Genomic DNA, 12648 nt, shown 5'->3' with positions numbered 1-12648 from the left:
TCCGGTTGCCCGCCCAGGATGCCAGCCCCGGCGCCGTGCGACCAATCGGCGGTCGCGAGGGGCGGCCATGGACGGCGGGTCCCGCTCGCCTAGGATGCGTCCCCATGCCCGGAAAAATGCATCTCGTCGCCTATCTCAAGGCCGGCCCCTCGGCCAGCTATCCCAGCACCTGGCGCCACCCTTCCGCGACGCTCGACGACCTCTTCGAGCCGGAGCGCTGGGAGAACCTGGCCCGCGTCATGGAGGCGGCGCGCTTCGACGCCTGCTTCTTCGCGGACGGGCTCGGCATCCCCGACCTCTACAAGGGCAGCTACGACGACTATCTCGGCCGCGGCGGGCAGCTCTCGCTGCTGGACCCCATGGCGATCCTGCCGCTGATGGCACGGGTCACGAAGCATCTCGGCCTCGGCGTCACGCTGTCGACCAGCTTCATGCCCACCTACATGATCGCGCGCTACCTCGGCTCGCTGGACCTGCTGAGCAAAGGCCGCGCGGCCTGGAACGTCGTCACGACGGCGCGCGACTTCGAGGCGCAGAATTGCGGGCATGAGGGCCTGCCGCCCAAGGAGCAGCGCTACGACATGGCCGACGAGGTCATGGAGGCCTGCGACGCCCTATGGAACGGCTGGGACGAGGACGCGCTGCTGCTCGAGAAGACGAGCGGTCGCTTCGCTGATCCGTCGAAGGTCCACTACGCGCACTACAAGGGAAAGTACGTGAGCGTGCGCGGGCCGCTCTCCATCCCGCGCACGCCGCAGGTGCGGCCGGCGATCATGCAGGCGGGCTCCTCGCCGCGCGGCCGGGAATTCGCCGCGCGCTGGGGCGAGATGCTCTTCGCCACGCCCGCGACCAAGGCCGATTCCCTGGCCTTCCGCACCGACATCCGCGCGCGGATGGAGGCGATCGGCCGCGATCCCGACGAGTGCAAGGTCCTGCCCTCGGTCACGCTCGTGGTCGGCGAGACGGAATCCATCGCGAAGGAGAAGGCCGCCTATCTGGAATCGCTGGTGGACCCCGAGCTGGTGATCGCCTCCAGCTCCTGGTCGGTGGTGGCGGATCTCTCGAAGATCGAGAATCCGGACGAGCTCGACCGGCCCGGCAGCAACCAGGGCGTGGCTGGCCATCGCGACCGCATGATGCAGGTGGCGCGCGACAAGGGGATCACCTTCGCCGAGGCGGTGCGCCGGCCGCGCACGCTGGTGGCCGGCACGCCGAAGGGGATCGCCGACATGATGGAGGACTGGTTCACCTCCGGCGCCTGCGACGGCTTCATCCTGCCGCCGACCATCTTCCCGACGACCTTCGAGGAGTTCGGCCGGATGGTCGTTCCGGAGTTGCAAAGGCGCGGGCTGTTCCGCACCGAATACACGGGGAAGACGCTGCGGGAGAACCTGCGCAACGCCGGCTGAGGCCCCTTATCGGCTTTGCCGTTTTCTCATCCCTGGGACACGCATCCGCGCTGTCGGCGCGGCGTAGTTTGCTCCATCGAAATGGAGCGCCTTCCCCATGCCCGAACGCCGGTCGCTGCTGCTGTCCGCCACGGGTCTGGTCGCCGCCGGTCTCGCCGCCCCCGCCGGTGCCCAGCCTGTCTTCATCGAGCGCGCCCCGCCGCCGCCGCGCGTCGTCGAGGTTCCGCCGCCGCGCCGCGGCTTCCTCTGGGTCCCCGGCTACTGGCGCTGGAACGGCCGCGACCATGTCTGGGTCGAAGGCCGGTGGGAGCGGGAGCGCCGCGGCTATGCCTACAACGCACCGCGCTGGGAGCAGGAAGGGCCACGCTGGCGCTGGGTGCCCGGCGGCTGGGTCCGCCACTGAGCGCCTGACGCCTTCCCCGCCGCCCCGGACCCGTGCAGGCTCGCGCGCCACGACTGCAGGGAGGCCGCATGGCCGAGATCACCGCCACCCGGATCGGCTACCAGCGCTGGATCCGGGTGATCGTCGCCGCCATTCGCACCGCGGCCGGCGCGACCGGCGAGCGCGACGTCGAGGACCATGGCGATGCCGCGATGGTGCTCGCCTACGATCCCGGCCGGCGCGTCGCGACCGTGATCCGGCAGTTCCGCGCCCCTGTCCGCCTCGCCGGCGAGGACGGCTTCCTCCTGGAGGCGGCGGCAGGCCGGCTGGAGGGCGAGGAGCCGGAAGCCTGCGCGCGCCGCGAGGCGATGGAGGAGACCGGCCTGCGTCTCGGCCGGCTGGAGGCCGTGGCGCGCATCTTCTCGCTGCCGGCCATCTCCACCGAGCGCGTGTCGCTTTTCCTTGCTCCCTATACCGCGGCGGATCGCGTCGCCGAGGGCGGCGGGCTCGCGGAGGAGCAGGAGGAGATTGCGGTGCTGGAAATGCCGCTCGGCGAGCTCGCGCGCCTCGCCGATGCGGGCCTGCTGACCGATGCGAAGCTCATGCTGCTGGTGCAGACGCTGCGGCTGCGGCGTCCGGGGCTCTTTGCCTGACCCGTCAGGGCAGGAGCGTCACCCGCCGCGCCGCCTCGATCGTCGTCACCCCCGCCTGCCCCATGTTGCTGCGCAGCTCCTCGCGGAAGGAGGCGGTCGCGTGGTCGCCGCCGGCCTCGCCGATCGCCGCCACCGACCAGAGGAAGGCGCGCGCGGCGAAGGTGAAGTCCGCCCCGCTCGCCACCGCCCGCAGGATGTCGAGCCCCGAGCGGATCGAGCCGTCGTAGAGCACCTTCGCCCGCCCGCCCACGCGCTCGACGATCGCGGGCAGCACGTCGATCGAGGCCGGCGCCGCGTCGAACTGCCGGCCGCCGTGGTTCGAGACCAGGATGCCGTCGCAACCGATCTCCACCGCGCGCTCGGCGTCGTCGGGATGCATGATGCCCTTCACCACCAGCGCGCGCGGCCAGGCGTCGCGCAGCCGGGCGAGCCAGTCCCAGGTGATGGCCTGGCCCAGTTCCTTCTGCGCGAATTTCGCGATGTCGAAGATGGAGGCGCCCGCGGGCACATACTGCCGCATCGTCTCGAAGGTCGGCCGGCCCCGCCGCAGCGTCTCCAGCGCCCAGCTCGGCGAGATCGCGATGTCGCGGATGGTGCGGGCCCGCCAGCGGAACGGCACCTCCAGCCCATTGGCGACGTCGCCCACGCGCTTCGGGCGGCAGGGCACGTCCATCGTCACCACCAGCGCCTGCGCGCCCGCGGCCTCGGCGCGGCGCAGCAGGTCGAAGGAGCGCTCGTGGCCGTTGGCCGGCGCCGGGTAGAGCTGGAACCAGTACACGTCGGGCGCGATCCGGCCGAAATGCTCGATGCTCTCGTTGGCGACGGTCGAGCCGATATAGGGGATGCGCGCCTTCTGGGCCGCGCGGGCGAGGATGTCGCCCGTGCCGGGCCAGACCACGCCCGGATTGCCCATGGGCGAGACGCCGACCGGCATGGAATACCCCTGCCCGAAGAGCGTGACGCGCGTGTCGATGCCGGTGATGTCCACGCCGTAGCGCGGCAGGATGCGCACCGCGTCCATCGCGGCGCGGTTGCGCAACACATTGGGCGCGCCATCGCCCACGCCGCCGGCCGCGTAGTCGTAGGCGAAGCGCGGCACGCGGCGCTTAGCCCGGCGCTCCATCACGCCGTAATGCGGGAAGAGCCGGCGCAGCCGCAGCCCCGCCTCGTCGAGCGCCGGGGCGGGCGGCGGCGTCAGCGCGGCGGGGCGCAGTTCCTCATGGGCATCGGGCATCGGACATCCCCAGGCCGGGCGCTGCCGGCCCGGAGTCATCGAACCGCCATAGGACCTCCTCTCCGACCACCGGGCAAGCCGGCCATGCCGCCAGGCCTGTCAGAAACCGGCGGCCGTCATGCCGGCCTGGAAATCGGCCGTATGCCATGAGGGATCCACCGTGTCCCACTTGACCCGGGAATCCTCCTTTCCTGCGATCGCTTTTGCCAGAGTCCGCATGATGACCGGGTTCAGGACATCAAATTCCTCGGTCACGGTGGCCGGCGCGCCGGCCACGCCGTTCAACTGGTCCAGCAGATACTTGGCATAGTCCGTCGGCCGGTTATTGTCGGACGAAGGCGCCCACCGCCTAGTGATGCCGAGCAATGTCCTGATCTGATGCTTCGTCCTGTAGGCCTTGAGGTTGAGCGCGAGCGCGCGCCAGCCGTGCGCCTCGGTCCTGAACACGACGAAGCGGTCGTCCACCCGGGCCTGCCCCAGCCAGGTATCGTTCGAGAGCGGCCGCATATTGCCTGGGTTGCAGTTGCGCCAGGATCGCGGCCCGGCGCTGCGAATCTGCTCCAGCATCGCCGCAAGCGCTGGCGGCGGTATGGAAGCGTCCGGCGTTGCCTCCGTCTCCGGTGGCTCCGATACATCTATGAGGAGCCTGAGATCCAGCTCGAACTTCTCCTTGATATGCTTCAGAACGTCCTGGATGGGCGTCATGATCGCCAGCTTTTCCGCCCATTCAGGGGGATCCTCCGGCCCGCGGGGGTGGAATCCGATCAGCATGCCGACGATCAGCCCGGCCTCGTCCAGCGCCACCGCCCCGCTGTCGCCCAGCTTCAGGTCGCCGCGGTCGGTAAGGAACTGTCCGGCAAGGGCTTCCCCTCCGACATCGATGGCGATGTCCGTCGCCTGGACGACGACATTGCTGACGCCGTCGCTGGCGGCGCCGGCAATGACCAGGGGCAGCCCCACCTCCGCGGGAAAATCCTCGTTGCGGGAGCCGCGCGGCGGACCGATCCCGGCAATCGCATAGCCGGCCCTGATCTGCTGGCTGGCTTCCGCCGTCAATTTCGCGATTCCGATATCCAGCTTGTCCACTCGCGTATCGGAGATGCGCACCGCGTCCGCGATGACCTTGCCGTCGCAGAGAACCTTCGCGGCCGGCGCACCCTCCGCGGTGCGGATGACATGGGCGCAGGTCAGCAGGAAGAGCTCTTCGGGATCGGCGCGGAACAGGCTGAGAACGCATCCGAGCGTGCCGAAGACCTCGGCTTGCCCGCCTTCCGCCGTGATCCGGCTGGCACCGGGGGAGAGATCGGTCATGGGCATCTCCTCGTCAGTTGGCACGGCATGTTGGGGACCCGGTCACCAGCAGGTTGAACGTCCCGCTATCCAGATGCCCGGTGACCTCGGGGCTGCTGGGCAGGTTCTGACGCCGCTGGAAGGCCATCAGCCTGTCCTGGAAATCCGCGTTGAACACCGCGACCGCGCGGGCCAGCCGGAGCGCCGGATCCTCCGACGGCGGCTCGTCGTCACGGCGTGGCGGGGTGATGCAGAGTCGCCTCGCAGCCGTCCGCAGAATCTCATCGCCGATCTCCGGGTTGGCCGCCCGGATTTCCCGTGCATCCGGATTCTCCCCGCGCCGACGCTCCCGCAAGGCCTGGGCGGCCAAGCTCACCGTCGTCGCGGTGACGTTGCCCGTCCAGACTCCTCGGGCCTCGTTGACCTTCCTCTCGATCTTTTCGGCATCATCCGCCGTCAGCACCGTGGTCGAGGGGCGGGTGACCGCGGCACCGGCCCAGCGGCGTACCATGTTCACCTCGGCGATAGTCGGAACCGAGGCCTGCTCCCTGTTCTGCCTCCGTGCAGGAATCCCGCTCCCGGCCACGACCTGCCCCGAGCCTGAGCCCGAACCGGACCCCGAGCCCTGCGGCAACTGCAGCAGGACCTCGATCGGCGCCAGCCCGCTGCCGTCGCTGATCACGAGCGTGGCCGTGCTGTCGGCGGCCTTATCCGTGACCGTGACCGTGAACTGGGTCGTGTCGACCCCGACGTCGCGGCGGTCGATGACGATCGCATCGATGGGGGCCGTGCCGGTGATGGTCGCCACGCGTGGCGCGGTGCCTCCGCTGATCAGGAAGACCCATTTCTCCCCGAAGCTGTTCACGGGGTGGATCGCCTCCAGGGGCTGCATGCGCATCATGTTCGGCAGGTTGGCCAGGGCGCAGGCGTTGCTGGGGGAATTCCGCATCGGATGCGTGCCGGGCGGCTCCTGCTGTGCGGACACCGCGGCCAGGGCGTCGGACAGTTTCTGAACCGCCTCCCGAAGCCGGTCGGCCGCCTGATCGACGCGGCTGGCAGATGCGGCGCGCTCATTGGGGCTCGGGATCACGCCGATGCCGAGCTGTCCGACCTGGGACAGGGCGGCCTGGAAGCTCGCGGCCAGCCGGATCGCGGCGCTCGGATCCGGCAAGGTCTTCAGCAATTCGCGATCCACCGCGATGACGATCTCGACCACCCGCGCCCGCAGGCGCTCGGCCACCTGCTGGAAGTCCGTCTGCAGACTGCCCGGCACGCCCGCCGCCAGCGATCGCGCGAGCCGCGCCTGGGCCGTCAAGGTGTCGAGACCTTCCTTCGTCCAGGTGATCCCAGTCTCCTGCCTAGCGCGCAGTTCCTCCAGCGCGGTGAGCGCGGCCTCGACCTCGCGATCGGCGGCCGCCACCCGGTTGGCCGCCCGCACGCGGTTCCAGATCATCCTCTGGCTCTGGAGGACGCAGCCGATCGCCTCGGCCCCCGACAGATAGATATATTGCCGCCCAGGATTGCTGAGATACTGGTTGGTAGCCACGAGGCCAGCCGCCCCGCCGATCAGGCCCGTGATGGTACTCTGAGCCACGCCGCCACCGGCCGCGAGAAGCCCGCCGGACACCGCCATGCCGCCGGCCAGCAGCGGCGCGACTTGGCGCACGATCGACTGGTCGCCCACGGCTTCCAGGTACAGCCGCTGCTGGTCGCGCGCGGCCTGATAGACCGCCCCTAGCGATGCGCCGGGATTGCCAGGAGCAAGGATATTGCCAGCGCCTCCTGCTAGCAGGTCATCGTCCGCCAGTAGTCTCGTCGAATGGATATGGGGATCCCAGAGCGACCGACCGCAACCGGTCAATGCCAGCAGAGCGAATAACAGCAGGACGGCGCGAATCCGGATCATTCTTAAGAATGCCATGTTCTTTAATGTAAGTATACAATTCAGAACAGCGGAATGGAATCCGTAACTCTACTGACCAGAACAGCATCTGACCGAAACGTCCTCGTCGAAGGAAGGAGTCCGCTTGTCAGAAAAGATCATCCTGATCGTGAATGCTAAATGTCTCCTTGGGAGCTCCCGCGTGATCCGCACACGGCAGACACGGCAGACACCGGTCGCCCCGTGCGATCACAAGCAACATGGATTGGTCGGCTTCGTCTGAACTTGGCCCGCCATGCTGCACCGCAGCGTGACGGGGCATGGCAACCCGCACATATTGGGCAGCATTGGGAAGGAAAGTCCGGCACACACGGAGGATTTTCCATGAGCACCAGTGACGCCGCCACCACCGGCGGCATCGTCGTCGGCAGCCCCCATGAGATGCGCCAGCGCATCCGCGCCATCGTCGGCGCCGCCTCGGGCAATCTCGTCGAGTGGTACGATTTCTACGCCTATGCCTTCACCGCGCTCTACTTCGCCCATGCCTTCTTCCCGGCCGGCGACACGACCGTCCAGCTTCTCAACACCGCCGCCGTCTTCGCCATCGGCTTCCTGATGCGCCCGATCGGCGGCTGGCTCTTCGGCCGGCTCGGCGACCGGAAGGGCCGCAAGTTCTCCATGCTGACCTCGGTGCTGCTGATGTGCGGGGGATCGCTGCTCATCGCCGTCATCCCGACCTACGAGACCATCGGCATCGCCGCCCCCATCGTGCTGCTGCTCGCGCGCATGGCGCAGGGCCTCTCGGTCGGCGGCGAGTACGGCACCTCAGCCACCTACATGAGCGAGGTCGCGACGTCGAAGAACCGCGGCTTCTACGCCTCCTTCCAGTATGTGACCTTGATCGGCGGGCAGCTGCTGGCGGTGCTGGTCATCGTGGTCCTGGAATTCACGCTGACCACCGAGCAGCTGCGGTCCTGGGGCTGGCGCATCCCCTTCGTGATCGGTGCCATCGCCGCGGTCGTGGCGCTTTACCTGCGGAGCTCGCTGCACGAAACCACCACCGCCGAGGGCCGCGCCAACAAGGAGGCCGGCACGATGCGCGCGCTGCTGCAGCATCCGCGCGCGCTGCTGACGGTGATGGGGCTGACGGCCGGCGGCTCCCTCGCCTTCTACACCTTCACCACCTACATGCAGAAATACCTGGTCAACACCGCGGGCCTGCCGGTGAAGACGGTCAGCATCCTGATGGCCGTGGTGCTGCTGCTCTACATGGGGATGCAGCCGATCCTCGGCGCGGTCTCGGACCGCTTCGGGCGGCGCAACCTGCTCTTCGTCTTCTGCATCGGCGGCATCCTCTTCACGGTGCCGTTGCTGGGTGCGCTGGGCGGCGTCACCTCGGCGACCTCGGCCGGTATCCTGCTGCTCTGCGCCCTGGCGATCGTGAGCTGCTACACCTCGATATCGGGCGTGCTGAAGGCCGAGCTCTTCCCGGCCGAGATCCGCGCGCTGGGCGTGGGGCTGTCCTACGCCATCGCCAACGCGCTGTTCGGCGGTACGGCGGAATACGTGGCGCTGAGCTTCAAGGCCGCGGGCAACGAGGGCGGCTTCGCCTGGTATGTCGTGGGGATGATGACGGTGGCGCTGATCGCCGTGCTGTTCATGCCGGACATGCAGAAGCACGGGCATATGCGCGACGAGCACAGCCCGTCGCGGTGATGCGAGAGGGGCTTTGCCCCCCTCGCGCTCCCCCCAGCAGGGAACTCGTTCCCTGCACCCTCATTCCGGGCGCAGGCCCATCTTCTGGACCACCTCGGTCCACTTGCGCACCTCGGCCGCCACGTAGGTCGCGAACTCCTCGGGCGTGCCGCGCTGCGGCTGGATGCCCTGGGTCGAGAGCTGCGCGGAGATGCGCTCCATCGCCGTGCTCAGCGCCGCGTTCAGGCGCAGCACGAGCGCCGGCGGCAGGCCCGCCGGGCCCATCACGCCGCCCCAGCTCACCGTCTCGAAGCCCGGCACCGTCTCGGCGATGGTCGGCAGGTCCGGCGCGTCGGGCATGCGCCGCAACGCGCCGGTCGCGATCGCCCGGACCCGCCCAGCCTGCGCATGTGGCAACTGCACCGGCGCCGTGTCGACGCTCATCGGGATGACGCCCGCGATCAGGTCGGCAACGGTGGGCCCGCTGCCGCGATAGGGGATGTGGGTCATCTCGATGCCGGTCTGCGACTTCAGCAGCTCCATGCCCATATGGCCGGCCGAGCCGATGCCGGCCGTGCCGTAGCTGAACCGCCCCTGCAGCGCCCGCACATGGGCCAGGAACTCCGGAAAATTCCGCACCGGCACGGAGGGATGCACCGCCACCACTGTCGGCACGATGGAGACCGCCATGATGGACGAAAAATCTCGGATCGGGTCGTAGGGCGTGCGGCTGCCGTAGAGCGCCGGGCCGGTGGCGTTCGGCCCGGCATTGCCCATGAGCAGCGTGTAGCCGTCCGGCGCGCTGCGGGCGACGTATTCGGCCGCGATGAAGCCGTTGGCGCCGGGCCGGTTCTCCACCACCAGCGTCTGCCCGAGCAACTCCGTCATGTGAGGCGCGAGCATGCGCGCGATGATGTCGCTCGCCCCGCCCGGCGGGTAGGGGATGACCATGCGGATCGCCCGGCTGGGCCAGTCGGATTGCGCGAGGGCCGGAGCGGCCAGGAGGGGCGTGAGGGCGGCGGCCTTCAGCGCCTGCCTGCGTTCGAACAGCATGGACAACTCCCTGGGACGCGGGCGTCTCGGCGCCCGATTTGTCCGATGGTGTTCCATATAAGGTCCGGACGGAAGGCCTCGCGCCGCTTGATCCGGTCGCGCGGCCGCGCTTCAGGTGCGCCGGGTGGGCGTCGCGGCCACCAGGCGCGCCGGCGGCCGCAGCTGCCGCGGATCCCGGCTGGGACGGGCATGCGGGATGGACCGGGCCTGCTGCGTGGAGCGCGCTTGCTGTGCGGAGCGGGATGGCCGATCGGAACGCGCCTGCTGAATCGAGCGCGCCTGCCGGTCGGAACGGGCCTGCTGGACCGGACGAGCCTGCTGGCCGGAGCGCGCCTGTCGGGCGGAACGGGCCTGCCGGTCCGAGCGAGCCTGCTGGGCGGAAGGAGCCCACCGGTCCAGGCGCGCCTGCTGGACGGAACGCGTTTGCCGGGCGGAGCGCGCCTGCTGCCCGACGCGGGCCTGCCGCTCGAAACGGGCATGCTGCACGGCACGGACGGGGGGGCGCGCCTGCGCCTCGCGGAGGGTCCTTGTCTCCCGATACGGCCCGTCCTCCGGTGCCGGTCCGATCGCCTGCGAGAGGTTCGCCCACCAGGCGCGATAGCCCGCTCCGCTGGGATGGATGCCGTCGCCCGAGAGGTAGCCGCAGCGCGCCGGCCGCCCGGAATGGACGCGCATGTAGCCGCGCCCGGAGCCCACCCGCACCAGCGGCTCGCGCGCTAGCGCGCGGTCGAGCGCCTCGCTGCCCCGCTCGAGGCTCTCGTCGTAGGGGAAGCAGCCGGGCGTCGCCCAGGTGATCTGCTGCGCCTGCCAGCGGCCCATGATCGCCGCCAGCCGCTCGGGATAGGCCTCGGCCGACCAGGGGTCGATGCCACGGAGGTCGTTGGTGCCGACCACGACCACGACGCGCCGGGCGCAGCGGGGATTCTGCGCGCGGAGCCAGGCGAGGCCGATGCCGGTGCGCGCGATGACCTGGAATCCCGCGGCCCGGGCATAGGGCCCCATGCCGACGGCGAGGCTGTCGCCCAGCAGGATGTCCGGGCAGGACGCCGTCGGCACCGCCGCCCGCGCCGCGACAGGCGAAGCCAGGAGGAGCAGCGCGGCGAAGAGGGCGACGATTCTCATGCGGCTGCCATTATCGCCCGGACCGGCGTTTCGCGCATCAGGGTTTCTATCGGTACCCCGCCGCCTGCAATTCGAAGAGCTCGGCGTAGCGGCCGCCCTGGGCCATCAGCGCCTCATGCGTGCCCTCGGCCTCCACCTTGCCATCGGCCAGGACGAGGATGCGGTCGGCCATGCGCACGCTGGAGAAGCGGTGCGAGATCAGCACGGCGGTCTTGCCGGCGCTCAACTCCTTGAACCGGCGAAACACCTCGAACTCCGAGCGCGCGTCGAGCGCCGCGGTCGGCTCGTCCAGCACCAGCACCTCGGCCTCGCGCATATAGGCGCGGGCGATGGCGATCTTCTGCCACTCGCCGCCCGAGAGCTCGACGCCGTTCTTGAAGCGCTTGCCGATCATCTGCTCGTAGCCCAGCGGCAGCCTGGCGATCACCTCGTCGGCCTGGCTGCGCTCGGCAGCGCGCTCGATGCGGGCCTGGTCCCCGCGGGCCTCGATGCGGCCGACGGCGATGTTGTCGCCCGCCGTCAGGTTGTAGCGCACGAAGTCCTGAAAGATGACGCCCATGCTGCCGCGCAGCGCGTCGAGGTCGTAGCCGCGGAGGTCACGGCCATCGAGCAGGATGCGGCCCTCGTCGGGGTCGTAGAGGCGGGTCAGCAGCTTCACCAGCGTGGTCTTTCCCGCGCCGTTCTCGCCGACCAGCGCCACCACCTCGCCGGCCTTCAGCTTGAAGCTGAGGTGGCGCACCGCCCAGCGCTCGGCGCCCGGATAGGCGAAGCCGACATCCTCGAAGACGAAGCCCTCGCGGATGGGATGAGGCACGGGCAGCGGGTTCTCGGGCGAGAGGATCTCGGGCCGCATCTCGAAGAAGGTGAAGAGATCGTCGAGGTAGAGCGCCTGCCCAGCCATGACGGAGAAGCCGGAGAGCATCCCCTCCAGCAGCGTGCGCAGGCGGAGGAAGGAGCCCGCGAGGAAGGTGAGGTCGCCGACCGAGAAGGCGCCCGCCAGCGTCTGCCACACGATATAGGCATAGGCGAGGTAGTAGCCGGCCGTGCCGATCGCGGTGAACACGGCGCCCCATTCCGCGCGGCGCAGGGCCAGCGCCCGGTTGGCCCTGTAGAAGGCCGAGGAGAGCCGCAGGTACCGCTCGATCAGGAAGCCGTGGAGGCCGAAGATCTTCACCTCCTTGGCCGTCTCCACGCTGGCCGCGGTCTGGCGGACATAGTCGAGCTCGCGCCGCTCCGGCGTGCGGCCGAAGTCGAGCGAGTAGCCCTGCGCGTTGAAGTGGGATTCGCCGAGGAAGGCCGGCACCAGCGCCAGGACCAGCAGCACGATCAGCCAGGGCGCGAAGACGAGCAGGCCGGCGGCGAGGCTCGTCACCGTCACGACGTCCTGCGCCTGGTTGAAGAGCAGGTTCATCAGCGTGATGCGGCCGCTGGTCTGGCGGCGGGCGCGCTCCAGTTGGTCCTGGAACTCGGCATCCTCGAAATCCTCGAGGTCGAGGGTGGCGGCATGCTCCATGAGACGGACGCTGGAGGCGTTGGTGACGCGCTCGGAGAGCAGCCCGTCGACGAGCGAGACGACGCGGCCGAGAAGGTCGGCGGCCACCGCCAGCAGGAACTCGGCGGCGAGCAGCCAGGCGATCCAGTCGAGCTTTCCGGCATGCCACGCGCCGAGAAAGCTCGCGGGACGGTCGGGCTCGCGCAGCAGCAGCACGACGTCGTCTATGATGAGCTTGCCGACGAAGAGCGTCGCGATCGGCAGCAGCGCCCGCACCAGCCGCAGGGCCAGCGAGGCGGCGGTGAGGCCCGGGCTCGTGCGCCAGACCATCGCCAGGAAGGGGCGCAGGTTGCGCAGCGCGCCGAAGCGCTCCTTGAGCGTGCGGGCGCGCGGCGGAGGGAGGCCGCTGTGCTGGGTGCGCGCCGACCCCGACATG

General features: G+C 69.7%; 10 protein-coding genes. 4 read left to right on the top strand and 6 right to left on the bottom strand.

All coding sequences use genetic code 11. The features are described from left to right. Positions 1-104: 104 nt before the first annotated feature. The 3 genes from AC1ROY_RS29675 (at position 105) to AC1ROY_RS29665 (ending at position 2444) form a co-directional block, all read left to right on the top strand. Positions 105-1409 (top strand): NtaA/DmoA family FMN-dependent monooxygenase, encoded by a 1305-nt coding sequence (locus AC1ROY_RS29675; RefSeq protein WP_493152549.1) that lies wholly within the window; start codon positions 105-107, stop codon positions 1407-1409. Between the two features lie 97 nt (positions 1410-1506). Next, positions 1507-1812, top strand: coding sequence for a hypothetical protein (locus AC1ROY_RS29670; RefSeq protein WP_493152548.1), 306 nt, complete (start codon positions 1507-1509; stop codon positions 1810-1812). Positions 1813-1880: 68 nt separating this feature from the next. Further along, positions 1881-2444, top strand: coding sequence for an NUDIX domain-containing protein (locus tag AC1ROY_RS29665; RefSeq protein ID WP_493152547.1), 564 nt, complete (start codon positions 1881-1883; stop codon positions 2442-2444). A gap of 4 nt (positions 2445-2448) precedes the next feature. Here AC1ROY_RS29665 and AC1ROY_RS29660 read toward each other — a convergent pair whose 3' ends face one another. From AC1ROY_RS29660 to AC1ROY_RS29650, 3 genes are all read right to left on the bottom strand, one after another. After that, positions 2449-3678, bottom strand: a complete 1230-nt coding sequence (locus tag AC1ROY_RS29660; RefSeq protein ID WP_493152546.1) for an alpha-hydroxy acid oxidase — start codon at positions 3676-3678, stop codon at positions 2449-2451. Positions 3679-3777: 99 nt separating this feature from the next. Beyond that, complete coding sequence (locus tag AC1ROY_RS29655; RefSeq protein WP_493152545.1) at positions 3778-4989, bottom strand: hypothetical protein; 1212 nt, start codon at positions 4987-4989, stop codon at positions 3778-3780. A gap of 13 nt (positions 4990-5002) precedes the next feature. Beyond that, positions 5003-6874 carry a hypothetical protein gene (locus AC1ROY_RS29650; RefSeq protein ID WP_493152544.1) on the bottom strand — a complete coding sequence of 624 codons (1872 nt, stop codon included), beginning with the start codon at positions 6872-6874 and terminating at the stop codon, positions 5003-5005. A 360-nt stretch (positions 6875-7234) separates the two neighbouring features. Between AC1ROY_RS29650 and AC1ROY_RS29645 the strand changes: the two genes are divergently transcribed. Further along, positions 7235-8566, top strand: coding sequence for an MFS family transporter (locus tag AC1ROY_RS29645; protein ID WP_493152543.1), 1332 nt, complete (start codon positions 7235-7237; stop codon positions 8564-8566). Positions 8567-8626: 60 nt separating this feature from the next. On the opposite strand, the gene AC1ROY_RS29640 is transcribed toward AC1ROY_RS29645, so the two are convergent. The 3 genes from AC1ROY_RS29640 to AC1ROY_RS29630 all read right to left on the bottom strand — a co-directional run bounded on the left by AC1ROY_RS29640 (position 8627) and on the right by AC1ROY_RS29630 (position 12647). Next, positions 8627-9598, bottom strand: coding sequence for a Bug family tripartite tricarboxylate transporter substrate binding protein (locus AC1ROY_RS29640; protein ID WP_493152542.1), 972 nt, complete (start codon positions 9596-9598; stop codon positions 8627-8629). Positions 9599-9709: 111 nt separating this feature from the next. Next, positions 9710-10720, bottom strand: a complete 1011-nt coding sequence (locus AC1ROY_RS29635) for an SGNH/GDSL hydrolase family protein (protein WP_493152541.1) — start codon at positions 10718-10720, stop codon at positions 9710-9712. A gap of 46 nt (positions 10721-10766) precedes the next feature. Further along, positions 10767-12647, bottom strand: coding sequence for an ABC transporter ATP-binding protein (locus AC1ROY_RS29630; protein ID WP_493152540.1), 1881 nt, complete (start codon positions 12645-12647; stop codon positions 10767-10769). Position 12648: the final 1 nt, after the last annotated feature.

This window comes from Roseococcus sp. GW821-FHT12F05, from assembly GCF_058806835.1.
The sequence above is the reverse complement of the archived record's forward strand: the minus strand, read 5'-3'. Positions and strand labels throughout refer to the sequence as shown.